This window comes from Halalkalirubrum salinum (assembly GCF_005543295.1).
Taxonomy (GTDB): domain Archaea; phylum Halobacteriota; class Halobacteria; order Halobacteriales; family Haloferacaceae; genus Halalkalirubrum; species Halalkalirubrum salinum.
The window spans coordinates 1-25003 of sequence record NZ_SRSG01000059.1 but is presented as its reverse complement, the minus strand read 5'-3'; the positions used below and the strand labels follow the sequence as shown (position 1 = coordinate 25003).

Below are 25003 nucleotides of genomic sequence, written 5' to 3'. Positions count from 1 at the left end.
GACTTGGTGGCTCCGTCACGCGGTTGATGCAATACAGTACCATTAGTCGCTGAGTAACCCAAGTACGAACATACAAATCTATATTGATTAACTGTGATGGTACCACATGGCATACATCGTCAAGATTCCGAAACTCGGCTTGGAGATGGATAGCGGGACCGTGGTCGAGTGGTACGTCGATGAAGACGAAGCCGTCTCCGAGGGCGAACCGATCGCCGAGATCGAATCTGAGAAGACTTCCGCTTCGGTTGACGCTCGGGAAGACGGGGTACTCAGGGAGGTATTTCTTGATGTCGGCGAGGACGCCCCACCGGGCGATCCGATGGGGATCGTGGCCGATCCTGAGGCGGATATTACGGAACTACTCGCGTCGATCGATACTGACGGATCCTCTGGCGATCAGGTTGAAGATGAGCCAGCGGGCCAAACCGGTGACGTGAGTCAGAACGACCCTGAATCCCAGGCGGACGCATCAACCACTGATTCTGCCACTGTGCGGGCGTCTCCGCGGGCGAAGCGGCGAGCCGACGAGCTGGGTGTATCTCTCGAATCGGTCGAGGGCACTGGGCCGGGTGGTGCAATCACTGAAGCCGACGTTGAGGCGGCTACAGAGACGACTGCTAGCCAGGAACCAGTCCGAATCTCTCCGCGGGCGAAAAAACGCGCGGATGAACTTGGCGTCGATCCCGCCGGAATCTCTGGTTCAGGACCTGACGGGGCGATCACGGAGGCAGACATTGAGGCGTATGCGGCGGCTGACAGCCAAACAGGCGGCGACGAGGCGAGCGAACTCGACGACACCGATCGACGGGACATACTAGCCGAGCGACCGCTCGATGGGATGCGCCGGACAATCAGCTCGCGACTGGGCGAGAGCTACCGAAACGCGGTCCACGTCACCGAACACATGACCGCGATTGCCGATCCGCTCGTCGACGCGGCAGCCGCATCGAGCGCTGTCACTGGCGAGGATATTTCAGTGGTTGACGTGCTCCTTACGACGATATCTGCTGCACTGGGTGAACACCCAGAATTCAATGGCACGTTCGAAAACGACGTGCACCGCATCTACGGCGAGCGAAACATCGCGATTGCGATCGATGTCGATGATGGCCTCGTTGCGCCTGTGATCCGGGGAGTCGACTCGATGTCGATCGCAGAACTCGCCGCCAAGCGGCAACGGGTCACCGAGAAGACACTCTCAGGGGAGTACACGATGGACGATCTTACCGGCGGGACGTTTACCGTGTCAAACCTCGGGCTGCTCGGTGTCGAGTCGTTCGATCCGATAATCAATCCACCGCAGATCGCGATCTTGGGCGTCAATGCTATGACCGAGCGGCCAGTGGCGGTCGACGGGGACGTGGTCGTCAAGCGGGTGCTACCGCTCGATCTCTCGTTCGATCACCGAATCGTCGACGGTGCGGACGCTGCACGCTTCCTTGGATCACTCGTCGACAACATACAAAATCCATGGCCGCTCCTTGCAGGCGTCACCCCGCGGGACATCCCAAACAAGACGGGCGATAGCGCGGCCCAACCGCTTCCGAACCGCCACGTGACCGCACAGCTATCGAGGGATCTCTCTGGGACGATCACTGCGGGAGGATACGAGTGGCCATACGATGTGAGCCCGTCATTCGGCGGCGGCGCAGACCCAACGCCAGTGGATTACTTCACCGGTGCCCTCGCAGCGTGCCTCTCCGCGAGCATCGGGATACAGGCAGACATGCGGGACATCACCTTCGAGTCGATCGACGTGTCGGTGACGAGTGCTCCCGAGGAAGGCTCCGTGGAATCGATCGAAATTGAGGTCGAACTGGGTGGTATTGATGCGGTCGAAACTAGCGTCCTCGAACGAATCGTCGAAGCCGGCGAGCGGACCTGTCACGTCGCAGAGCTGCTTGCCGAGGAGGTCGAGGTATCTCTGTCCTGGAAAACGACGTGAGAAAGAATTCCGATCAGGAGCTGTCGATGAACAGCCCACGCTCGGCGGCTGCGCCGAACGCCGCGTCCACATCAACGAGACGCGGCCCATCGTCGGCGATAATAAAGCTGACTGAGGCGTCGGCGACCTCATATTCGCGCTCGCCGTCGGCGGTGACGACCCCACGATCGATCTCCACGGTGTACGGATCGCCGGGCGCAAGCCTCGACCAGCGGGCGATCGAGACTGACTCGACAATCCCTGGGACCGTCATTGCTCGAATCGTCTGTCCGCCGTCGCCGAACTCCATTGCAATACCGCCGGCCGAGTCGGGTGCATGTGTTTCGAGCCCACCGGCAACCCCTGAGATCCCGATCTCTGCCGGAGATGCCCGAGAGACAACACCACAGACGAACGACGAGACATCGAGCACCGCACGGGTACCCACGAACGGCCGATCAAGCAGGCCCATCGTCGCAAGCCCCGAGACGGTTTCCGATCCGGCAGAGCCGTGGATCTCGGCGGTGATTGTTCCGTGCTGGTAGGTGACTGCCGACCGATCGACCGCACCGGCGGCGACCAGCCCAGCAGCTCCCCCGGCGACAGTCCCGTCCATCGGCGTGGGAACTACGTTGTTTGTGCCCGTCGAGACGCTCACGACGGGTGTTTCGCCGATCCCAGTCGCCACGTCTCGGTTCGTCCCGTCGCCACCTAAGACGACCACGCAGTCGGCGATCGACGAGAAGGCTTCGGCAGCACGGCGGGTGTCTTCGGCACTGCCGCTGACGGGCATATCGAGCAGCGAGACCGCCTCATCCTCGGCGTCGTCGACGATCCGTTGACCGAGATTCGAAGCGTCCGGCATCACGATCGCCCGGACCGGCTCGCGGGCCAACGAAAGTCCCGCCAGCACGCAGGCGGCTGTCCGGCGCTTCGCGTAGTTATCGCTCACACTCGCACCGCCGGTGAGCCGACGGATGTCGCGTCCGGCGGCGGGGTTTACGATCACCCCGACGACCGGGTCGGATCGGCCGGAATCAGCCATTCAGGCCAGCCGCTCGATCGCAGCGGTCACGTCAGCAGCGTCTGGGAGGACCTCCTGCTCGAGCGATGGACTGAACGGAATGTGGGTATCTGGAACCCCAACCCGCTCTGGCGGGGCATCCAGCGAATAGAACCCATTCTCAACGAGCCGTGTAACGACCTCGGCGTGTACGCCGTACGAGAGCGGGCTCTCGTCAGCGACGACGACGCGGCCGGTCTTTTCAAGACTTGCGACGATCGTTTCGGTGTCAAGTGGGTACAGCGATCGGAGATCGATCACCTCGACGCTCACTTGATCAGAGAGCTCCTCGGCCGCGTCGAGCGATTCGCCGACAAGCCGCTGTGTGGCGATGACGGTCACGTCTTCGCCGGTACGCTCTACGCTTGCCTCGCCGATCGGCAGGGTGAAGTCCGGGTCGGTCGGCACCTCGCCGGTCTGTTCGTAGATCATCTTGTTCTCGAAGAAGAACACTGGATCGTTCGACCGAATCGCCGATTTCAACAGCCCCTTGGCTGCTGCTGGGGTGCCGGGTGCGACCGCGATGAGCCCCGGGAAGTGTGCGAACCACGTATGGACGGTCCCTGAGTGTTGGCTCGCCGCGCCCATCCCGCCGCCCTCGGTTGTTCGGATCGTAATGGGCATTTCGGTCTTCCCGCCGAACATGTAGCGCATCTTTGCCATCTGATTCATCGTCTGTTCCATCGATACGCCGAGGAAGTCCGAGAACATTATTTCGACAATCGGCCGCGATCCGGTCGCGGCGGCTCCAACGCCCGCGCCAAGGAACCCCGCCTCGCTGATCGGCGTGTCGCGGATTCGGTCCTCGCTGAAGTCCGCAAGCAGTCCGTCGCTCACGTCGAAGACCCCGCCGAACAGTCCGACGTCCTCGCCCATGAGGAAGACGTCTTCGTCGCGGGCAAGTTCCTCGCGCATGGCCTCGCGGATCGCTTCGCGAACGGTCATCGATTCGGTGCCAGAGACGTTGCTGGTGGATGTATCTGTGCTCATTGGTCTGTGGTGCTGCCGCCGTCAGCGCGCAGGCTGCCGCCGGCGTACGTGGAGAGTTCGGGTACCGATACGTCGTACATGTCTTCGTAGGCCTCGCTCGGATCGGGATCGGTGGCGTTTTCAGCAAACGCCGCGGCGTCTTCGATCTCTGCCTCGGCGGCCGCGCGGAGTTCGTCGACCTCATCCTCGGTCAACACACCCGCGTCGACGAGCCGATTGGCGAACGCGTCGATCGGACACCGGCGCTGCCAGGCTTCGATGTCGTCATCGTCACGATATGGCTGGTGGTCACCCTCGAAGTGGCCGCGGTAGCGGTAGGTGTCAGCCTCAATAAAGGTGGGTCCGTCGCCGTTGACAGCTCGTTCCCGGGCGGCCTCGACCGCTTCGTATACCGCGGTGACATCCATTCCGTTGACGGTAAACCCGGGGATGTCGTACGCCTCGGCGGTCTCACTCAGGTTTTCGAGGTTGTGTTGCTTCTCGACCGGAGTTCCTTCGCCAAACTTGTTGTTTTCCACGAGGAAGATCGCTGGAAGCCCCCACGTGGACGCGAGGTTGATCGCCTCGTGAACCTGTCCCTGTGCGACCGCACCGTCGCCGAAGAACGCGAGCGCGACCCGGTCTTCACCTTTCTGTGCCGCCGACAGTGCCGCACCCGTTGCCAGTGGCGGGCCGGCCCCGACGATGCCGTTTGCCCCAAGCATCCCGGCGTCGACGTCCGCGATGTGCATAGAGCCGCCCTTGCCGTTACAGTACCCCTCGCGTTTGCCGTACAATTCGGCCATCATCTTGTCGGTCTCGAGCCCCTTCGCGATACAGTGACCGTGCCCACGGTGTGTGCTCGTGATGTAGTCATCGGGCTCTAGAGCCGAACACGCCCCAACACCAACCGCCTCCTCGCCGATATACAGGTGAACGAACCCTGGGATCTCGCCGTCGGCGAACCGATCTCCTGCCTCGTTGTCAAAGGCTCGTATCAGCATCATCCGGCGCAATATCTCACGCTGGCCATCGTCTGTTTCGATGTCAATTGTTACCATACGTATGTAATATTCGTTAATTACGTATTAGCGTTTGCGGCACCTGTCAGCGTTCAAAAATACTGTGCTATCGTACAAAGGTGCCCACTCCTTAGCGGCGGTGGCAGGCGGGTAGGTGACGACTTCCTACCAACGATGGCAGCGCTACTATTGGATACATGGTTCGGCGCGCCAGCGATCGCAAAAACAGCACGTGATACGATTTCGGCTAAGGACCTCCCGTTCGATCGACTACTACCGATTAGTCGGCTGTGACTTCCGCAGTTTCGGCGTCCTCCTCGACGTAGTACTTCTCGATGAACTCCTCGTCGACGCGGTTGAGTTCAGATTTTGGCAGGGTGCTCAGAAGCTCCCAGCCGATCGAAAGCGTCTCCTCGATCGATCGGTTGGTGTCGTAGCCCTGCTGGATGAAATTCGCTTCGAAGAGATCCGCGAAGTCGAGATACTTGTTGTCCCGTTCTGAGAGGGCCTCACGGCCGACAATGTTCACGAGGTCTCGCAGGTTCTCACCCTCGGCGTACGCCGCGTACATCTGGTTTGCGACGTCACTGTGATCCTCGCGAGTGAGTCCCTCGCCGATCCCGTCGTCCATGAGCCGCGAGAGGCTCGGCAACGGGTTGATCGGCGGCTGGATACCCTGGCTGTTGAGGGCGCGATCGATGTAGATCTGCCCCTCCGTGATGTAGCCGGTCAGGTCCGGAATCGGGTGCGTGTCATCATCGCCGGGCATCGTGAGAATCGGAATCTGCGTCACCGACCCTGCACGGCCCTGGATTCGACCCGCACGCTCGTACAGCTGCGCCAGGTCGGTGTACATGTACCCGGGGTACCCACGCCGTCCGGGGACCTCCTCGCGAGCCGCCCCGATCTCACGCAGCGCCTCACAGTAGTTGGTCATGTCCGTCAGAATAACAAGGACGTGGTAGTCCTTGTCGAAGGCGAGGTACTCTGCAGTGGTGAGTGCAAGCCGCGGGGTGACCGTCCGCTCGACAGCAGGGTCGTCCGCGAGGTTCATGAAGACCACAGAGCGCTCCAGCGCGCCGGTGCGCTCGAAGTCCTGCATGAACTCGTTTGCCTCTTCTTGAGTAATCCCCATCGCGCCGAAGACCACTGCGAACTCCGAGCCGCCTTCTTCGTCGTCTTCTGGCACCGTCGCCTGCCGGGCGATCTGCAGCGCCAGGTTGTTGTGCGGCAGCCCAGACGCCGAGAAGATCGGCAGCTTCTGGCCGCGGACAAGGGTGTTCATCCCGTCAATCGCGGAAACGCCGGTCTGGATGAACTCCTCGGGGTACTCTCGCGAGTACGGGTTGATCGCCGCGCCGATGATGTCACGGCGCTCGTCGGGAACGATTTCGGGCCCGTCGTCGATCGGCTGGCCCGACCCGTCCATGACGCGGCCGAGCAGATCCTCGGTCACGGGGAGCTTCAGGGTCTCTCCAAGGAACCGAACCGACGCATTCCGGTCGATCCCGCTGGTCCCTTCGAACACCTGAATAGCGACGACGCCGTCGGAGGATTCGAGCACCTGCCCACGGAGCGTCTCGCCGGCTGGCGTTTCGATCTCGACCATCTCGTCGTAGCCGATCGGTTCGTCGACCTCGGCGTACACGAGCGGTCCGCTGATCTCGGTGATGGTTTGGTATTCTTTCATCAGTAGAGCCCCCGAATTTCCTCGGTAATGTCCTCTTTTAGCGTTTCGACGTAGGCTTCGTAGTCCTCTTGGACGCCGATCCGGTTAATCTGTGGCACCGACTCGACCGACTGGACCTCTTCGACGGGCACGCCCGCGTCGAGGGCGTCGAACGCCTCGTCGTGGAACGTCTTCGTCGCCGTCAGAATGAGGTAGGTCTTCTTTGGCGGACAGAACGTGTCCACGGGGTGGAACGCGTTCTGCTGGAGATACCCCTCACGCAGGTAGCGTGCGACCTCTAAGGTCAGCTGCTGGTCCTCCGGCAGCGCGTCTTTGCCGACGAGCTGAACGATCTCCTGGAGCTCTGTCTCCTCGTCGAGGATGTCGATCGCCCACTGACGAATCTCATCCCAGTCGTCGGTGACGTTCTCTTTGAACCACGGGTCGAGCTGCTCGCGGTACAGCGAGTACGACTCGTTCCAGTTGATCGACGGGAAGTGCCGCCGTTCGGCCAGATCTGCATCGAGCGCCCAGAACGTTTTCACGATCCGCAGGGTGTTCTGGGTAACCGGCTCGGAGAAGTCCCCGCCCGGCGGGCTGACTGCCCCGATCGCCGACACCGAACCCTCGGTGCCGTTGATGTTCTCGAAGTAGCCAGCACGCTCGTAGAACTGACTGAGCCGTGCAGCCAGGTACGCAGGGTACCCCTCCTCACCGGGCATCTCCTCAAGCCGCGAAGAGATCTCCCGCATCGCCTCTGCCCACCGTGAGGTGGAGTCGGCCATGAGCGCCACGTCGTAGCCCATGTCGCGGTAGAACTCCGCGATCGTGATGCCTGTGTAGATACAGGACTCACGGGCTGCGACCGGCATGTTCGAGGTGTTCGCGATGAGCGAGGTCCGCGCCATGAGCGGGTTCCCGGTTTTCGGGTCCTCAAGCTCTGGGAAGTCCTCGATCACTTCGGTCATCTCGTTGCCGCGCTCGCCACAGCCGACGTAGACGATAATGTCCGCATCGGCGTACTTTGCGAGCTGGTGTTGGGTAACCGTCTTCCCCGAGCCGAACGGGCCAGGAATCGCTGCGGTCCCGCCCTTTGCGATCGGGAACAACCCATCCAGAATCCGCTGTCCAGAAATCAACGGCGTCCGGGGCGTCTTCTTTTCAACGGAAGGACGGGGTTTTCTGACCGGCCATTCCTGTCGCATTGTGACCTCCTCGCCGTTGTCGAGTTCGGCGACGGCCTCTGTCACGTCGAAGCTGCCGGCCTCGATCGAGACGACCTCGCCGCCCTCAAAGTCCGGCGGAACCATGACCTTGTGGTCGATCGTGACCGTCTCTTCGACGACCCCGATCACGTCGCCGGGTTCAACGATGTCGCCCTCAGACACTTCGGGTTCGAATTCCCATTTCGTGTCGAGGTCGATCCCCGGGGCGTCGACACCCCGATCGAGGAACGGACTGCCCATTTTCGTCTCAAGCACGTCCAGAGGTCGCTGGACACCATCGTAGATGGCGTCGAGAATCCCTGGACCGAGGTCGACCGACAGCGGTTCACCCGTGTTTACGACGGGTTCACCAGGGGCGACGCCTGAGGTCTCTTCGTACACCTGAATGGTCGTGATATTGCCCTCGATCTCGATCGCTTCGCCCATCAGTCCTTCCTCGCCCACGTAGACGACGTCGTTCATTCGGGCGTCGAGATCGCGAGCGGTCACGACCGGACCGCTGACGCTTTCGATGACACCGCTTGTGTCGGTGTCGGATTGTGTGTCTGTTGCTTTGCTCATAGTTAGTCTTCTTCGTCCATCAGGTCGATTCCGATGGCTCGCTTAATTTGGTCGCGGAGCCCGCCGCTGCCCGCGCCACCGCCAAGGGTGACGAGCGTCGGCTCGATGCTCGTTTCGACTGCGTTTCGGGCCGATCGCGAGAGGTGATCGAGATCGTCGTTGTACATGATGATGATCCCGACATCATCGTCTTCGAGTACGCGTTCGACGGCATCGTCGAGCCGTTCGTCCTTCTCGTGGTCTGGGACGTTTTCGCATTTACGCACACCGGCGAGCCGAAAGCCGGTCGTAAAATCTGGGCTGCCGATAACTGCGATCTCCTGGCTCATAGGATCACCAACTCCGATTCAATCTCTGATTGACTCAATCCGGCCTCCCGCCCACGAGCGATCGCCCGAATGTTCTCGACCTCGCGCTCTTTTGCGAGGATGTACGAGATCACTGGTGCGATCGACATTGGGTAGACGTTGCCGAGCCGCTTCGAGTAGGCTAAAAGTACCTTCTCGATCCCGCGCTCGAACGAGATCATACTATCGACATCCTCTAGCTCGTCGAGGACGTCTGTGAGCTCTCGTCCGTAGCTGCTCTCGCGGATGTGGGATACGAGTTCTTCTTGATCCTGAACGAGCGTGTTGAGTTCGCTCGGGCTAAAGAGCTTCCCGCCGTCGATGTAGTACGCGGCCGGATCGATGTCTGCGCCACTTCGGGCCAACCGGAGCGCATTCCGTGCGTTCCGGAAGTCTATCTCGGCAACCAGGAACTCCCGGTACAGCTGCACCGGCTCCGTATTCGGGAGGTCGTCGAGTAGGTGCCCATAGAAGCCGCGATCGATCGCGTTCTCGAGCGGGACCAACAGATCGGTTTCTTCGTAGTCTGTGTACGCTTCTGTGAGACCCTCGCCGAAAATCGTCCCCTCGAGAATCGTTACCACGTCCTCGATCGTGCCGGCATCCAGCAGCCGCGAAATCATGCGATCACTGAACTCGCCAGCCCGAATGAGGTCCGTCTCGATCGAGTCGCGGTCCGCACCGACATACAATCCTCGAATTATCGTCTTGGCATTCCACGCGTCAAACTTCCGGAGATATCGTGCAATCAGGTCATAGACCTTCCCCTCCGAGAAGTCGAGCAGATCATCAAAATGCTTTGCGAGGTTTCGGTTGAGAGCGTACTCGATGAGGTCGACGCCGGAGTGTCGCGTGCCGAGCGCGTTGATCTCGGCTTCGTACTCGGTCTCTTCCATCCGGCGGGCGATCTCAGCAGGGCTCATCCGAACCAGTTTTCGGTACTCGTCGTCGGTAAAAAGCGCTGCGCGACGTGCACGAACGCGGGCGTTGACGTACTCCGGGTTCGATGTGCCGCTCGTGTTCATTGGTCGAACAGGATGTCGCTGAGCGTTTTTAGATTATCGTCCCAGACATCCTCTAGTACGGAGTCGAAGGTGTTGTTGACGCGAACGCGAGATTCGTCGCTCTCGACGACGACACCGCCGAGACACTCACGAGTGCCTGCAATACTGAAGCCGTCGTAATCGGCGAGGATTTCCTCGAGCAGCTCCGTATCGTCGGCCCGACAGTACACTGAGACACTGTTTACGTCTTCAAACTCTTCGGCGGCTTCGTCGAGGAGCTCACGCGTGAGCTCCTCGCGATCGTCACTATCGAGGCTCATAAGCCGCGATTCAACTGTCTCGCGGACCTCCTCAAGGACGTTCCGTCGCGCCTCAAGGCGTGCCTGTTTGGCTTCGAGCTTCGCACTTGAGAGTGTCTGTTCGCGCTCTTGGGCGATCTGCCGCTCAACTGCAGCTTCACGCTCCTCAAGGAGCTCCTCGGCATCTGATTCGGCGGCTTCGACGATCGATTCAGCCTCCGATTCAGCCGCTTCGCGGATCTCCTCTGCGCGCGCTTCGGCCTCCGTTTTGATGTCCGTAACAACTGTTTCCAAACTCATTGGTTGATACTCGTCGGTCGTTAGACCAAGAATACGACGACCAGTGCGAGGATGACGATGGTTTCCGGTAGGACAGTGAGAATCAGTCCGTTAACGAACAGGTCCTCGTTCTCGGCCATCGCGCCGACCGCCGCGGAACCGATTCCCCGTTCCGCATAGCCTGCACCGAGTGCCGCAAGGCCGACGCCAAGGGCGGCGGCGGCTGATGGGTCTGTGAGTGTGCCTTCCTGCAGTACAACGTTCGCGAATTCCGTCGTGGTTTCAATCATTATAGGTAGTCAGTCCGTTTTCGGGTGGTTGGTTCCGAACAGTTCGTATTTGGCCCCAGAGTCATCATAAAACTTCCCAAAACGTTCGAGCGCCCGGTCGAGCCAACCGCTCTCTATCGCGGCTGCTCGTGAGACTCCTATACACCATCATACTATCGACGAACGCAGCGATCGAACAGGGCTACTCTGACGAGTATTGGCGCTCGTAGCCGAACGGATCGTACTCGTCGCCGCCCCCGTCGAAGAACTTCCCGAAGAACTCGACGTACTCGAGGCGGATCGCCTGTAGCCCGGCGCTTGTGATGCCAAGCGCAAGGACAATGATGTGTCCGAAAATGAGTACAAGCAGGCCGCCAATGAGTCCGGCTGCACTTCCGGAGGTAATGAGCCCTGGGAAGACAACCTCTCGGCCCGCAGCTTGAGCGGCTTCGAGTTCGCTTCCGGTCATCAGGAAGTAATAGCTTCCGTCTTCGAGGTATGCGCCAAAGGCCAACAGATTCACCGCCAATGCCATGCCTGCTTTTGCGAGCAGGACCGCAGCGATCCGGGTGTACGAGAGGCCGTTAACGAGGACATTCAAGAACTCGATCGCCTCCGCCAGCGAGGCAAGCGCCAACAAAACCACACCCAGTCCAAAGAGCCCGAGCCCGATGAGCCCAATCGTTTCTGTGAATCCGCTAAAGCCGATCGCAAGTGGCCCCACGCTGTCGGCAGCGAACGTCTCAAAGAGGAAGTCTGGTTTCGAACCACGGACGTGATCGCTGAAAATCCACACCCATAGCCCATTGAGCATTAGGATCCAGGAGCCGGACTCGAGTACCGCATCCTTCACGCCGTGGAACTCGAGATCCTCGAAGAACTGCAGGACATAGCCGATATTCAGGTGCAAGACTCCGAAAAGCACACTCACGACGAGCCAACCGATCGCCCAGTCGATGTCTCCGGGGTAGATTCCTTTGTGTATGTAATGGATGCCGACATACTCCGGGAGGGGCTGTGAGACGAGCGATGTGTAGTCGTGTAAGTGCAGTCCGAAGACCTCGTCGTAGAGGAAACCGAACAACACCGTGAACGCGCCGGCCCACATCGCTACGCCGCCGAGGCTTTTGATTCCCGCAGACTCGTAGTTGCTGTACATGAAGTAGCCGATCGCGAGGTACAACGCCCCGTAACCAACGTCGCCGATCATGAAGCCGAACATGAGCGGGAACGTCAGGAAGACGAGGATTGTCGGATCGAACTCTTTGTACTTTGGCCGGCTGACGGCCTCGGTCAACAGCTCAAACGATCTTACGCCCGTTGGGGATTTCTGCACAACCGGCGGCGTGTCCGCCTCAGTCGCATGACCGCCGTCAGTCGCAACCGACTCGCCGCTGTCGGTGACGTGTTCGGTGTGTGCGTGGCTTCCGTCTGCCCCGAAGCTCGCGATTTCGAGCTCTTCGACCAGCACACTGTCGCCAACTGCGGCGTCGAGTGCGGATTCGAGTTCATCGAAGCGCTTTGTCGGGATCCATCCCTCGGCGACGAACGCGTTCTTTGTCGTCGCGAACGAAAGCGGCGCTTCTTTCTTTTGGGCCTCGATCGTTAGTGCCTCCTCGGCGGCGAGGATGAAGTTGGCCTCCTCAATTTTGGTCTCCTCGAGGCGGCTCTCGACAGTGGTTAGCTTCGATTGCAGCGTGCGCTTCTCCTGTTCGAGCTCTTGGATGTACGCGTCAGGACTCTTCTCTGAGTCCGGGACCTCATATGTCGTGAAGTCGACGCCGACGAGCGCATCTGCAAGGGGGTTATCGACACCCGCAACGGGTGCAGCGAAGATAGCGATAGTGCGGCCTTCGACAAAGAGCTCGTAGGTGTCGATCTCCTCAGCGCCGGCGAGCTTCGCGTCGACCGCTTCGGCCTTTCCGCGGCCGACGACAACGTCGAGGCTGTCGTAGCCTGAAAGCAGGTCGAGATCGATTCCGAGCTCGGCGAAGGGCTTGACCGCCTCAATCTCTTCATCTAGTTCGCGGATCTGCCCGTCGAGCTCATTGCGTTCGTCGTCGAGTTCGTTGACGCGTGATCTGATATCGTCAATCCGATCGGCGATGTTGGCATCTGCGAGGCGACTCCCGCCAGCCGCGTCGGCCTCATCGAGGCCAAGGATGCTCTCGATCGATCGGACGGTAACGAGCTGCTCGGCCGTCTCGTCGGCGCCCTCCAGCGAGTTACCGGCTTCGAACCCTTCCCAGGACTCGTCATAGTCGTTTAGATGGACGAGATTCAGCCCGTGGACGGTCTCGATTACGGTGTCGAGCACCCGCTTCGAGCCGGTCACAGAGACCTTACTCATCCGCTCTGGTCTAAGCACGCTCATTTCTCAGTTGCCTGTGATTTCGGCTTTGAACCGCTCGATCGCGACGTCGACGGCGTCGTCGATTCGATCCTCGGCTTCGGCCTCCAAGGCCTCTCGTTTGGCTTCTCCTTCCTCGAGGATCTCCTCGCGCCGGGCGTCGATCTCTTCGCGGGCGATTTCAAGCCGATCGGCCTCGAGCTCATCGGCCTCCTGTTGGGCCGATTCGCGTATCTCGTCGGCCTCCTGGCGGGCCTCGGCGATGCGTTCCTCGCGGTCGGCCTCTGCCGCCGCGATTACCTCTTCGGCCTCCGACTCGGCCGATTGTATCCGTTCGAGAACCTCTGGTCTCGCCATACTCGTTGATCATTCCAACATTGTACGACCGCTGTATAAGGTGTTTGCGGAACGCACCGATCGACTGGAGATCTTTCGGTCTGGTCTGCCTTCGACCGGAACGAAACCGCAGGATTATGTCCGCGGACCCGTTACTATCAGTACCAATGGGTGTGTTAGAGAACAAAGCCCGGGCCCGGCTCTTTTACAAATATCTCTCGAAGGTGTACGACACGATCAACCCGTTCATCTGGAACGACGAGATGCGCGATGAGGCGCTATCGCTGCTCGATATCCCAGAGGGTGCTCGGGTTCTCGACGTGGGATGTGGCACTGGCTTTGCGACCGAAGGGTTGCTTCGCTACACCGACGATGTCCACGGACTCGACCAGAGCATCCACCAGATGCAGAAGGCGTTCGAGAAGTTCGGCAAACACGATCGCGTCCGGTTTTATCGCGGCGACGCCGAGCGGCTCCCGTTCCAAGACAACAGCTTCGACGTGGTGTGGTCTTCGGGATCGATCGAATACTGGCCGAACCCCGTCGACGCCCTCGAGGAGTTCCGACGGGTCGTCAAACCGGGCAACAAGGTGCTCGTTGTTGGTCCCGATTATCCGCGATCGTCGGCGATGCAGGCCGTCGCGGATTCGATCATGCTGTTTTATGACGCCGAGGAGGCCGATCGGATGTTCGAGGAGGCCGGCTTCGTTGACATCGAACACCACATTCAGCAGGCGTATCCCGGAAGTCCGAAGGCGATTACGACGATCGCGCGTGCCCCAGAGTAGCTTACTGGCTACACGCAGGACAGTCCGATCGATCAGGCGGTATCGCTAGCTGTTGCGTACCGATCGCCGTTGACGTGTACAGTCACAGTAACCTCCGCACCGGCCTGTGGAATCGGAGCGTTCGGCGGCACGACCTCGATCGTCGTCGTCTCGTTCGGCTTCCACTGGTCGTCTCCGGCGACATTGAACGCACCTTTCGGCCCCGGCCGAAAGCCGACGATCGAAAAGTACGGCACGGTCGGCTGAAATCGCAACGGCTCGTCCTCGACGGTAATCTCCACCGCCGTTGCGTCGAGGTCGATCGGTTCGGACCCCTGGTGTGTGAGAGTGAATTCAGCCCGATCGGCTTCGAGGTCGATCTGTGCCGACTCTGCGGGACGATCCGGTTCGAACGTCGGTGCGGACGGAACAGTATCTGCCGTTATGAACATCATCCCCCCGACCGACGCGGCGGTAATGACGACAAGGCCCACGAGGAGGACGTGTGCGACGATCGGAACCGCTCCGCGATCCAACATGCGAGGCTGTGGCCGCGTTATTGGATAAAAACTCTGGCGGTACGCGGTATCGATTACAGAGATTCGATGAGAAAGCCCACGACGCTAGTCGTGGGAGAAGTCACTCCGCAGGCTCCGCAAGTGGGGACGGTTCAGTAGCCTCGAGTTCAAGGAACGCGGTATTCGTCCCGCGTAGCACCGAAACCGTGTACGAGCCACGCGGCTCGATTCCGTGGACGATGCCGTTCTCGTTGGTTGTTCCAATGACATCGCTCTCTTCGCTTCCCTGTCCGACAGTGACGGTCGCGTTCGACACGGGCGAACCATCGTCTGAATCGACGACCGCTACCTCGAACGGTCCACCCCCGTACGTCTGTCTGACGCGGACATCGAGGCCGCTTTGCGTGCGCGAGCGTTCATTCGATGCGACTACTCCACTGAGTCTGGCCGAGCGGTGCTCTTTGAAAACCTGTTCGGAGCCGCCGTCGACGAACGCGATCAGCTCGCCCCCGTCGTAAACAATTGTGACGCGGACGATTGACTCAGATCCGCTGACTCGGACTGTCGTGCTCTGATTGAATATCTCGGGATAGTTCGCTTCGACGATCGACTCGGCGTCCTCAAGCGAGACCGTCCCGCCGCTTGGCTCTCGTCGATCTGGGCGAAGAACCTCGCGTTGATACGTCGTCCCGTCGATCGCACTTAGGACGATCCCCCGTTCGGTCGTTTCGACGTAGATCCGATCGGGGTCGCTGTCACCGTAGAGAAGCGACGCGGCGTAGCCTCGAACGGGCCCCGAGAACAGCTGAAGACTTGATCGAATCTCCTGTTGTCGGTTTGCATTTACCGTGTATCCACCCTCCTCAGCACCCGAGGTAATCGTGTCGAGGCGTGTTTCGAGCAGCAACGCGTCTTCTTGGATTGTGACGAGCGTGATGACTAACTCGTGACTGTCGATCTCTTCTGCATTGTACTGCTCGATGGCTTGCTGTTGCCGTTCTTCAAGTGTGACGATCGCCTGTTCAATCGTATTGAGTTCGTCCAATACCTGTCGTTGGGTTTCCCCATCCGAGCCGGCTTTTTCGATCCGGCGTTCGACCGCACCGGTCTCTAGGGTCCCAGCGGTTCGCTCCGTATCAACTGAGACTGCTGGGCCGAGATCGACGTGTTCACGATCGAGGTCGTAACGCTCAACGGCGTTCGCGTTGTTCGCCAGCGTCCGTGTTTGTGTCTCTGATGGCGGCCGGAGTTCTGGACCGTCCGTTTGTAACTGGTGAGGCGGTCGCTCGGACCCCGCAGCGCTAAACACGTCCCAATCAGGCGATATGAACTCGGTGTTGGGGTCGGTGGTCTCGGTCAACGTGTCGGGAGGCCGTTCGGTCGGTGTCTCAGTCGACATGTCTGCCGGCGAGATCGCACCGATCCCGACGGATGCTGTGAGGAGGAAGACAGCAACGACAAGCGGGAGGGATTTCATCTATCCGTCTGCTCACAGAGCAGCCACAAAAAACGCATCGACTCGATTGTATCGGGCTTCAACGAACCAACAAGAAAAGGGAGATGGAAAGCGTTTTGCCAAGCGGATGAGACGGTGGAAACATGCGGTATGTCTCCGGTTTCGTTGCCCTCTCTATCGGTTTGTGCCTCCTCGCGGCCGCGGTAACCCTCGGTCTCATCGGGGGTGTTGCGACTGCATCGGTTACCGATCAAACTGCCATCCATATGGGGACAGACCAACCCGCTGGACCGGTTGGGCAGATCCAAGCGCCCGAGCAGGCGTATCAGACTGAAATGATCATCGAACTCCAGCCGGACCAAAGCGCTGAATGGACGGTCACAACGTCGTATGAGTTTGCAGACGCCGAACAGCGCGAGGCGTTTGAAACAACCGCCCAGGAGTATGAAGCCGGAGATAGCGCGGCTGGTCCACGGATTGAGCCGTTCGAAAACATCGCAGTGCAGGCGAGTGAAACGACAGATCGCGAAATGGAGCTCACCGGTGTCTCTCGGGAGGCAACAGTTAACGAGACAGCCGGTGAGTTGCGCTTGTCGTTTACGTGGTCGCAATTTCTCTCTCGGGAGGAGGGGCGACTCTCACTCGGTGACGTGTTCGTCGTCGGTGAAGACGAGCGATGGCTCCGATCGTTGTCAGAGTCACAGGTGCTTCGAATCCGCGCCCCTGATGGATACTCGATCGAAAGCTCTACTGTCTCGTTTGAAGAGAACACTGTCGTCCAGCGCGGACCCCATCGATTTGACACCGAAGAACACATCTCGATGACATTCGAGGAATCCCAACCGTCAACACCGGATGACGTGGATTCAGGCATTCCCGGTGATACCAACGGGGACTTGGGTAGGTTACTCGCTGTTATTGCTGGTGCTGCGGTGGTCGTCGGTGCACTAGCGATCGGGGTGTTTTTGTGGCGGCGACGAACCGACTCGGCCACCACTGCTGCTGGCGGTACGGCAACAACCACTGCCGATCGTGAGGGAAGCCAGCCAGGGAATGAGTCCACTCCGGCACAGAACATAGATGCAGAATCCGAAGCTGACACTGCAGAAGACCTCTCGTTGCTCTCCGACGAGGAGCGCGTCGAGCGGCTGCTCGAACGGAACGGCGGGCGGATGAAACAGGCAGCGATCGTCGCCGAAACCGAGTGGTCCGATGCAAAAGTCTCTCAGTTGCTGTCGGCAATGGCGGCCGACGATCGGGTTGAGAAGCTTCGGCTGGGCCGAGAGAACTTGATTTCCTTGCCGGAGACCTCGCCGGCGGACCCCGGCGACGAACCCGATGCAGACGCTGCGAACGGAACCGAGGGCGATGAAAACGGGCCTGGGAGCCGATAGGAGGCGCTCTTTGGATTGCCGCCAGCACGGTACACGATGATCGCCACTTCGTCGACAGAAACCGCCGACCACGGGGGTGCGGTTTTCGAAACTGTTTACATCGGCGGAGAGGTACCCAGATAATAATGAAAGTTCTCGTAGCGGTCAAAGAGGTCGCGACGGTCGAGGAGGGCTTCGAACTCGACGGCACGACGATTGACGATCGATATCTCGAGTACGACCTTAACGAGTGGGACGACTACGCGATCGAGACCGGCGTTCAACTCGCGGAGGCCGACGACGACATTGAGGTCGTGTCTGTCTCGATCGGGCCCGAACGCGCAGAAGAGACGATTCGGATGGCGCTAGCGAAGGGCGTCGATCGGGCGATCCGGGTGTGGGACGACACCCTGGCTGAGGCCGAACTACTCGATGTCCGAACGAAAGCCGAGCTATTCGAAGCCGTCATCGAGGCTGAAGCGCCCGATATGGTGTTGACCGGCGTGCAGGCCCACGATGACTCCTTTGGCGCAACCGGTGTTGCGGTCGCCGAGGCCGCCGGCTTCGGCCACGCAGCGGTGGTTAACGCGCTGGATCTCGACGCTGACGCGGGGACTGCACACGTTCGCCGAGAACTCGAAGGCGGCGTCGAGGAACTCACTGACGTGGAGCTGCCGGCTGTGTTGACGATCCAGACGGGGATCAACGAGCCACGATACGCGAGCCTCAGGGGGATTCGCATGGCTCAGCGAAAAGAGATCGACGTACAGACGCTCGAAGATCTCGGACTTGACGCAGCTATCGTTGACAGCCCGATCGAACTCACCGCTATGTACGAGCCAGAAAGCGAATCCAATGTCGAGTTGTTCGACGGCGACGCCGATGCGGCTGCTGGAAACCTTGCGACGCTTCTCCGCGAGAAGGGGGTGGGCGCAGAATGAGCGACGTGCTCGCGGTCATCGACCATCGACGCGGTCAACTACGGGACGTCAGCTACGAGCTCATCACTGCCGGCGCCGACCTGGCCGATGCGATGGGTGGCACGCTTGCACTCGCGGTCATCTCTGGGGATGTCGATCAGTTCGCCGAGACGCTCGATCGCGACGGGATCGACACGATCTACACTGTCGATCACGGTGAGGAGTTCAACCACGACGTGTACGTCCAGTCGATCGAGGCACTGTACGACGAACTGGCCCCGACCGCGCTCCTCATGCCAAACAGCGTCAACGGGCTCGACTATGCGCCGGCGATCGCCGAACGCCTCGGCATGCCGCTCGTGACTGACGCGATCGAACTCTCCTACGACGAGACACTCACGGTCACCCGTGAGATGTACGGCTCGAAGGTCGAAACGACTGTCACCGTCTCCGAAGAGCCGTTCGCAGTAACTGTCCGCGGCAGCGAATGGGCCAAAGCCGAGGGGACCGGCGGTGCAACGATCGAGCCGTTCGAGGTCTCGGTCGACGAATCGGCGATGCGATCGACTGTCACCGGCTTCGAGGAGGTCGGCGGCGGCGACGTGGATATCACTGACGCAGACGTGCTTGTGTCGGTGGGCCGTGGGATTGAGGAGGAAGAGAACATTGAGCTCGTCGAGCGGCTGGCCGATGCGCTCGGGGCGACGCTGTCGTCCTCACGACCGATTGTCGACAACGGCTGGCTGCCGAAGAACCGTCAGGTCGGCCAGTCTGGGAAGGTCGTCACCCCTGATGTCTACATTGCGATCGGCATCTCGGGGGCTGTCCAGCACGTTGCTGGCATGAAAGGCTCCGAGACGATCGTGGCGATCAACACCGATCCCGACGCACCGATTTTCGATATCGCCGACTACGGGATCATCGGCGACCTCTTCGACGTGGTGCCGGCACTGATTGCGGAGTTCGACGAGTAGGAACGCTCGTCTGTCGGCCCGCGGTGGTCGATCGGGGATTCGTCACCTACTTCTGGCTCACAGCCGTATCAAGGGGTAATGGAGTATTTGGAGTCGCGGGTCGCGATGGTGAACGATCGCCTCCGAGCGGTCATCGACGCCGTCGACCCCGACGAGCTCTCCGAGGAGCTCGAACACGTCGTGCTCGCGGGCGGCAAGCGAGTCCGGCCAGCGGTGACAATTCTGGCGTGTGAGGCCGTTGGCGGCCGGTCGGCGGACGCAGTGGATTTTGCGGCCGGTATCGAACTCGTCCACAACGCCTCACTCGTTATCGACGATATCATCGATCGATCGGATGTCCGTCGTGGCACACCAAGCGCCTGGAACCAATACGGCTACGGCCCGGCAATCATCGCGAGTGACGGGCTTCTCGGTGAGGCGTTCTCGCTGTTTTCGGAGAACGAACAGGCCATGCAGATCGTTGCGGAGTCGATGATCGAGTTAGGCGAAGGCGAGGCCACTGAACTCGTCGCGAGGCCGACTAACGAGGAGGAGTACATGACACTCGCCCGCCGGAAGACTGGCGCGCTGTTTCGAGCCGCCGCGGAGCTCGGTGCGGTCGCTGGTAGCGCTGATCCGTACGTCATTGAAGGGTTCGGTGAGTACGCTGAGCGAGTCGGGATCGCCTTTCAGATCCGCGACGACGTGCTTGATGCGACCGCGACCGCTGTCGAACTCGGCAAACCCGCCGGCCAAGACGAAGCGATGGAACGCCCCTCACTCGTGCAGGTCACGAATCTGACCCCCGAGGAAGCGAACGAACGGGCCCGTAGGGAGTCCGATCGCGCGCTCGAAGCGCTGGAATCAACTGGCATTCCCGACACTGAAGCACGCGGATACCTCCGCGATCTTGCGGAGTTTGTCGTCGTCCGTGAGCGCTGACTCTCCCTTGAGCACTCATCTGCGGTGTACATGAGTTACCACGTTTATGCGTATCTCACCCCATAGTAGATATCGAAGTGTTCATATTTGCGTAATTCGTCAACCCATGGTATGAACAGAGCAGAGAAGGCCGCCCTCCAACTGCAAGCGGTCGCCGTCCTGCGAATGTTGAAACAGACGCGAACGTACGACGAGCTCTCGGCGGTTACAGGGCTCCCTGCGGGTGATCTGAACCGCTATGTCAATGGCCATGTCTTACCAGGGGCTGACCGTGCCCGGGAAGTGGTTGACGGAATCGGTCGCGACGCCCTTGCTGATGAGCTCGAATCGCGGATCACCGTCGACGACGAGGGGTACGTCGACAACTCCGGCGTCGTCTTCGATCAGTCGTTTCTCGATCTGGTTGCACCGGTCGCCGCCGATAGCTTCGCGTTCGATCGCCCCGACGTGGTTCTCACCGCGGCGACCGACGGCATCACACTTGGCGCAGCGATGGCGAGTTACTTCGATGCCAATCTCGCGTACGGAAAAAAGTCGAAAGAGACGGCGGTCGAGGACTTTATTGAGGCCCGCCAGCGGCTCGCTTCGGGGATTGAGCTCACGTACTACCTCCCCGCACGAGCACTGTCGGCGAACGACACGGTGTTAGTTGTCGACGACCTGATTCGATCGGGCGAAACCCAAGAGCTGCTTTTGGATATCGCCGAACAGGCCGACACCGAGGTCGCCGGCGTGTTCGCACTCATTGCGGTCGGCGACGAAGGAATCGATCGGGCGAAAGAGATGACCGACGCGCCGGTCGGCGCGTTGTCGCGATTCGAGTGATTGGACACCTCGCCGCCAACCCGCCGCTTCACCACCGAGAATAAGCACATATGTGTATATAATCGGTATAAATTGCTATTTGATGCACAATTTTACGCACGTTTATGGGAACGCTTAAGTAAAATTTCGAAGTTATGCCCATACGTGTAACATGGGGCTCACAGATAGCCTATCAGCATATTTCAACGTAACCGAGCGAGACAGTACCGTTGCAACCGAGGCAATCGCTGGCCTGACAACGTTCCTCACGATGTCGTATATCATCGTGGTGAACCCGGCGATCCTCTCAGCGGCGATCGACGCCGGTGAGAACACTTTCCAACTCTTAGCTGTCGTGACGATCCTTGCGTCGGTCGCCGCGATGCTCGTTATGGCCTTCTACGCGGATCTGCCCTTTGGATTAGCGCCGGGGATGGGGCTGAACGCATTCTTTGTTGTGGTCGTTCTCGAACTGGGGATCCCGTGGGAGACGGCACTGGCCGCCGTCTTCCTCGAAGGTGTGTTGTTCATCGTTCTGACGGCGATCGGTGCACGCGAGTACGTGATCCGGCTGTTCCCAGAGCCGGTGAAGCTCTCGGTTGCCGCCGGGATCGGGCTGTTTCTGGCGCTGATCGGGCTCGAACAGATGCGGATCATCACCGCGGAGGTCAGTATCAATCCGATTATTGCGACCGATCCGGTCGCGGTGCTTGCGGTTATCGGAATCTTGCTGACGTTTGCGCTGTGGGCCCGCGGTGTTCGTGGGGCAATCGTGATCGGCATCCTCGTGACGAGTGCCGTCGCGTATCTCGGCTCGACGATCGGCGTCACCCCGCAGTCCGGCGGTGGCGATCTCGGCCTCGTCGAGACCGCGACGTTCGCGCCCGGATTCGATTCGATCACCTACGGTGCGGAGGCGTTCAATATCGCGCCGCTCGCGGGTGCGTTTATCACAGGCTTTGCCAACGTTGAGGCGCTCACCTTCGCGCTCGTCGTGTTCACGTTCTTCTTTGTCGACTTCTTCGACACTGCTGGTACCCTGACGGGGCTGGGCCAGGCCGCGGGAATGACCGACGACTCTGGGGACCTCCCGGACATCGACAAACCGCTCATGGCCGATGCTGTGGGGACGACCGTCGGCGGTATCTTGGGGACCTCGACGGTGACTACGTATATCGAATCGGCCGCAGGCATCGGTGAGGGCGGCCGGACCGGCCTGACCGCGCTCGTCGTCGCCGGACTCTTCCTCCTCGCGCTGCCGTTCGTGCCACTTCTGGGGGCGATCCCCTCGTTTGCACCGTACGTGGCGCTCGTCGTCGTGGCCGTGATGATGCTCCGAAATGTTGTCGAGATCGCCTGGGACGACATCACCCACGCAATTCCGGCAGGACTGACTATCATGATTATGCCGCTGACCTCGAGCATCGCCTACGGGATCGCGGCTGGACTGCTCAGCTATCCGATCGTCTCCGTGGCTGCGGGTCGAACCGATCAGGTCCACCCGTTCCAGTGGGTCATGGCGCTTGCGTGTGTCGCGTACTTCGCGATCCGGTTCGGCACGCTCGCGTGAGCAAACACTGGTAGCTGCGGGACGCGCGGACTCTTAGCCGACAAGGAGCCTGATTCCGATTACGGTCAACAGTCCCAAGACGAGCAGTTCTCGGCGTTCGGCGGGAATCGCCACTCGGATCCGTTTGCCAACTGCGACGCCAGCGAGCCCCGGCACGATCGCCGCAAGCGAGAGCCCCACAAATTCGAGTGAGGGGTACAGCCCGAGTACGCCGGCCGCAAAGGCGCGAACGCCGTTGATGCCGAGAAACGTCATGCCGATGACGCCGACAAACACCGAGTGTGAGAGATCGCGGCTCTGCAGGTACGCGATGATCTGGACGCCGACGTTCGTCGCCCCGAAGACGATCCCTGAGACGGCTCCGAGCGCGATCGTTCCTCGCCGGCTCGACACGAAACACCGCTCGGTGAGCGCTTCGAGGCCGGGTACCTCGATCGCGTCCTGACTCGCGAGGACGTACCCGAGGGTCAACACTCCAAGCCCGATCGTGAGCGGCCGCGCCGGCAGTCGATCGAGAAGGACCATGCCGGCGATCGTCCCCACGAGCGTCGCGAGAACGTACGGCCCAAATCGTCGAGCACAGGTGGGTAGCTCGCCGGCATCGAGTTCGCGAAGCAGCGACGCGTTTGCCGCGACGATCGGCAGCAACATGAACGGGACCGCCGCTCGCGGGCCGATGACCGTTGCGAGCCCCATCGTGCCGACGAGCGCGAAGCCGAATCCCGCGATCCCGGTGACGAGCCCTGCAACCCCCAAGAGGACGACGGCGATCGCCATCGTCGATCCGACAGGAAGCACACCCAATCCGTTTACGGGCTGCGTGATAAATGGCGCTGGGGGTGTGCACTCGACGAACACGTCCCCACGACATTAAGGTTGGTCCGGCGCGTACTTGCTGTTGATGTCAGACCTCATTCTGTACGAACTCGAAGGCTGTCCGTACTGTGCGAAAGTCGTAAGCAAACTCGAAGCGCTTGGACTTGACTACGAATCACGGATGGTGCCCCGATCGCACGGCGAACGAACCGAAGTCAAGGATGTCAGCGGCCAAACCGGTGTACCGGTGCTCATCGACGAGGCCAACGGAATCGACGGCATGCCCGAAAGCGGCGATATCGTCGAGTATCTCGAAGAGACGTATGGCAGCGCCGCGTAATCTTTTTTACCCGCGTTGAGACGGGCCGACCTCAGCGATCGGGCTCGGCTGCTCGCTCGCGAATCAACTCACGGATTCGGTCGGGATCGTCGATCGCTGCCAACTCCTCACAGGAGACGATCGCAGTCCCATCGACGGACTCGTGCTTCGATTGCTCTTTGGTGAAGTACACCGACCGCGTCTGCGTGACCGAGCCGATCGACGACATGAGCTTCGCGCGCTTTTCGGCCGTCTTTGTGAACGTCGAGTGACCGGTGAGGACGTTTCGCTCGCGGCTGTCGCTGTCCTCGCTGACGGCTTTGAACGGCGATCGAACGGTCGGGTGAACCTCGAATCCCGCCCGTGTGAGGACGGTGAGGACATGTTCGTCGTCAGGGTCGACTGCTGGATCCTCAGGGGTCGGATCGGCCTCGCGGATCTCGTCGGTGCCATCGAGCACTGACACCGGGTTCGAAAACGGCTTGTTGAAGAGTTCTTCGAGCTGAATCGCCACGTCGATCGAGGCGTTCATACCGTCTTCGTACTTCGAAACCGTCCGACGGGAGACGCCAAGCTCGCTTGCGAGCCGGCCGAGACTCCACCCGCGTTCTTCGCGTTCATCAGCCAGCAGGTCGCCGTCAATGCTCACGTACAGTCCGCCAGGGGCCGCGTAGATGAGCGGCGGAACCGCTTCGACGAACAGGTCGAACGCGGTGTCGGGGTGAAACACCGGGACGCCGTGGCGGAAGTAGACGACACCGGGATTGAGGTCCTCGTCACGAGTGCGCAGACCGATCACCATCGGCGTCGCCGAAAGATACTCTCCGAGCCGGCGCAGCTCAGCACCGGTTTCGGCGTCCAGCGCGTCGATGTTACCGAGGATCTTCAGCAACACCAGGTCCTCGCCGCGGCGAGCCGCGAGGTCGAAGCTCTTCGGCCGGAGCGCACACCGATCGCTCACGAGAAAGCCTGCGTCGTCGAGCATGGCGGCGATGTTTCCGACGAGAGCGGACCGAGACATATCCGAAGGTAAGCGGCTCATCATATATAGGCGTTGTGGCACCAGGCCCATTCCGATCGTATAGCTATCGGGCGATCTCTGCGGTTGGCCGGGTGGAAACGGTTATATACTATTTTGTTCCCGGCGGATCTATACGGTTTCGAGGCAGAGTACCACGGGTTTCCGAAAACGTCCGTTTTCGGCTTTCGCAAATCTTTGATTTGCTCAACACCTGACCCGTGGG

General features: G+C 60.3%; 24 protein-coding genes. 9 read left to right on the top strand and 15 right to left on the bottom strand.

The window, feature by feature from the left end:
- Positions 1 to 106: 106 nt before the first annotated feature.
- Entirely contained in the window at positions 107 to 1948 is a 1842-nt protein-coding gene (locus E5K03_RS15455; protein ID WP_138007696.1) for a 2-oxo acid dehydrogenase subunit E2, read from the top strand.
- Positions 1949 to 1961: 13 nt separating this feature from the next.
- Here the strand turns inward: E5K03_RS15455 and E5K03_RS15450 are convergent, their stop codons facing one another.
- The 11 genes from E5K03_RS15450 to ahaH all read right to left on the bottom strand — a co-directional run bounded on the left by E5K03_RS15450 (position 1962) and on the right by ahaH (position 13342).
- A complete protein-coding gene (locus E5K03_RS15450; protein ID WP_138007695.1) occupies positions 1962 to 2972 on the bottom strand; it encodes an NAD(+)/NADH kinase in 1011 nt (336 codons plus the stop codon).
- The gene (locus E5K03_RS15445) at positions 2973 to 3980 is read right to left on the bottom strand and encodes an alpha-ketoacid dehydrogenase subunit beta (RefSeq protein ID WP_138007694.1); all 1008 of its coding nucleotides are present in this window, start codon (positions 3978 to 3980) and stop codon (positions 2973 to 2975) included. It lies immediately after the preceding gene.
- Positions 3977 to 5020 carry a thiamine pyrophosphate-dependent dehydrogenase E1 component subunit alpha gene (locus tag E5K03_RS15440; protein WP_138007693.1) on the bottom strand — a complete coding sequence of 348 codons (1044 nt, stop codon included), beginning with the start codon at positions 5018 to 5020 and terminating at the stop codon, positions 3977 to 3979. The genes E5K03_RS15445 and E5K03_RS15440 overlap by 4 nt, the downstream gene beginning before the upstream one ends.
- Before the next feature lie 241 nt (positions 5021 to 5261).
- A complete protein-coding gene (locus E5K03_RS15435; protein ID WP_138007692.1) occupies positions 5262 to 6671 on the bottom strand; it encodes an ATP synthase subunit B in 1410 nt (469 codons plus the stop codon).
- Positions 6671 to 8437 carry an ATP synthase subunit A gene (locus E5K03_RS15430; RefSeq protein WP_138007691.1) on the bottom strand — a complete coding sequence of 589 codons (1767 nt, stop codon included), beginning with the start codon at positions 8435 to 8437 and terminating at the stop codon, positions 6671 to 6673. Before E5K03_RS15430 ends, E5K03_RS15435 begins: the two co-directional genes overlap by 1 nt.
- A 2-nt stretch (positions 8438 to 8439) precedes the next feature.
- A complete protein-coding gene (locus E5K03_RS15425) occupies positions 8440 to 8766 on the bottom strand; it encodes a V-type ATP synthase subunit F (protein WP_138007690.1) in 327 nt (108 codons plus the stop codon).
- Positions 8763 to 9809 (bottom strand): V-type ATP synthase subunit C, encoded by a 1047-nt coding sequence (locus tag E5K03_RS15420; RefSeq protein WP_138007689.1) that lies wholly within the window; start codon positions 9807 to 9809, stop codon positions 8763 to 8765. Before E5K03_RS15420 ends, E5K03_RS15425 begins: the two co-directional genes overlap by 4 nt.
- Positions 9806 to 10387, bottom strand: a complete 582-nt coding sequence (locus tag E5K03_RS15415) for a V-type ATP synthase subunit E (RefSeq protein WP_138007688.1) — start codon at positions 10385 to 10387, stop codon at positions 9806 to 9808. The genes E5K03_RS15420 and E5K03_RS15415 overlap by 4 nt, the downstream gene beginning before the upstream one ends.
- A gap of 20 nt (positions 10388 to 10407) precedes the next feature.
- A complete protein-coding gene (locus E5K03_RS15410) occupies positions 10408 to 10656 on the bottom strand; it encodes a hypothetical protein (RefSeq protein ID WP_138007687.1) in 249 nt (82 codons plus the stop codon).
- 181 nt (positions 10657 to 10837) lie between these two features.
- The gene (locus E5K03_RS15405; protein ID WP_240730052.1) at positions 10838 to 13009 is read right to left on the bottom strand and encodes a V-type ATP synthase subunit I; all 2172 of its coding nucleotides are present in this window, start codon (positions 13007 to 13009) and stop codon (positions 10838 to 10840) included.
- A gap of 3 nt (positions 13010 to 13012) precedes the next feature.
- Positions 13013 to 13342: an ATP synthase archaeal subunit H gene (gene ahaH / locus E5K03_RS15400; RefSeq protein ID WP_138007686.1), complete on the bottom strand. Its 330-nt coding sequence runs from the start codon at positions 13340 to 13342 to the stop codon at positions 13013 to 13015.
- 146 nt (positions 13343 to 13488) lie between these two features.
- Between ahaH and E5K03_RS15395 the strand changes: the two genes are divergently transcribed.
- Complete coding sequence (locus E5K03_RS15395) at positions 13489 to 14109, top strand: methyltransferase domain-containing protein (protein WP_138007685.1); 621 nt, start codon at positions 13489 to 13491, stop codon at positions 14107 to 14109.
- Between the two features lie 32 nt (positions 14110 to 14141).
- On the opposite strand, the gene E5K03_RS15390 is transcribed toward E5K03_RS15395, so the two are convergent.
- Positions 14142 to 14627 (bottom strand): type IV pilin, encoded by a 486-nt coding sequence (locus E5K03_RS15390; RefSeq protein WP_138007684.1) that lies wholly within the window; start codon positions 14625 to 14627, stop codon positions 14142 to 14144.
- Positions 14628 to 14727: 100 nt separating this feature from the next.
- Entirely contained in the window at positions 14728 to 16083 is a 1356-nt protein-coding gene (locus E5K03_RS15385) for a DUF7094 domain-containing protein (RefSeq protein WP_138007683.1), read from the bottom strand.
- 122 nt (positions 16084 to 16205) lie between these two features.
- On the opposite strand from E5K03_RS15385, the gene E5K03_RS15380 reads away from it, so the two are divergent.
- The 6 genes from E5K03_RS15380 to E5K03_RS15355 all read left to right on the top strand — a co-directional run bounded on the left by E5K03_RS15380 (position 16206) and on the right by E5K03_RS15355 (position 22624).
- The gene (locus E5K03_RS15380; RefSeq protein WP_138007682.1) at positions 16206 to 17456 is read left to right on the top strand and encodes a helix-turn-helix transcriptional regulator; all 1251 of its coding nucleotides are present in this window, start codon (positions 16206 to 16208) and stop codon (positions 17454 to 17456) included.
- Positions 17457 to 17581: 125 nt separating this feature from the next.
- Positions 17582 to 18376, top strand: coding sequence for an electron transfer flavoprotein subunit beta/FixA family protein (locus E5K03_RS15375; protein WP_138007681.1), 795 nt, complete (start codon positions 17582 to 17584; stop codon positions 18374 to 18376).
- The gene (locus tag E5K03_RS15370; RefSeq protein ID WP_138007680.1) at positions 18373 to 19329 is read left to right on the top strand and encodes an electron transfer flavoprotein subunit alpha/FixB family protein; all 957 of its coding nucleotides are present in this window, start codon (positions 18373 to 18375) and stop codon (positions 19327 to 19329) included. Before E5K03_RS15375 ends, E5K03_RS15370 begins: the two co-directional genes overlap by 4 nt.
- A 78-nt stretch (positions 19330 to 19407) precedes the next feature.
- Positions 19408 to 20250 carry a polyprenyl synthetase family protein gene (locus E5K03_RS15365; RefSeq protein ID WP_138007679.1) on the top strand — a complete coding sequence of 281 codons (843 nt, stop codon included), beginning with the start codon at positions 19408 to 19410 and terminating at the stop codon, positions 20248 to 20250.
- A gap of 111 nt (positions 20251 to 20361) precedes the next feature.
- On the top strand, positions 20362 to 21075 hold the full coding sequence (locus E5K03_RS15360) for a phosphoribosyltransferase family protein (protein ID WP_138007678.1): 714 nt from the start codon (positions 20362 to 20364) through the stop codon (positions 21073 to 21075).
- 151 nt (positions 21076 to 21226) lie between these two features.
- Complete coding sequence (locus E5K03_RS15355; protein ID WP_138007677.1) at positions 21227 to 22624, top strand: NCS2 family permease; 1398 nt, start codon at positions 21227 to 21229, stop codon at positions 22622 to 22624.
- A gap of 33 nt (positions 22625 to 22657) precedes the next feature.
- Here E5K03_RS15355 and E5K03_RS15350 read toward each other — a convergent pair whose 3' ends face one another.
- A complete protein-coding gene (locus E5K03_RS15350) occupies positions 22658 to 23401 on the bottom strand; it encodes a sulfite exporter TauE/SafE family protein (RefSeq protein WP_138007973.1) in 744 nt (247 codons plus the stop codon).
- Positions 23402 to 23525: 124 nt separating this feature from the next.
- On the opposite strand from E5K03_RS15350, the gene E5K03_RS15345 reads away from it, so the two are divergent.
- Positions 23526 to 23780, top strand: a complete 255-nt coding sequence (locus tag E5K03_RS15345; RefSeq protein ID WP_138007676.1) for a glutathione S-transferase N-terminal domain-containing protein — start codon at positions 23526 to 23528, stop codon at positions 23778 to 23780.
- A 31-nt stretch (positions 23781 to 23811) separates the two neighbouring features.
- On the opposite strand, the gene E5K03_RS15340 is transcribed toward E5K03_RS15345, so the two are convergent.
- Entirely contained in the window at positions 23812 to 24780 is a 969-nt protein-coding gene (locus tag E5K03_RS15340; RefSeq protein WP_138007675.1) for a transcriptional regulator, read from the bottom strand.
- Between the last annotated feature and the right edge of the window lie 223 nt (positions 24781 to 25003).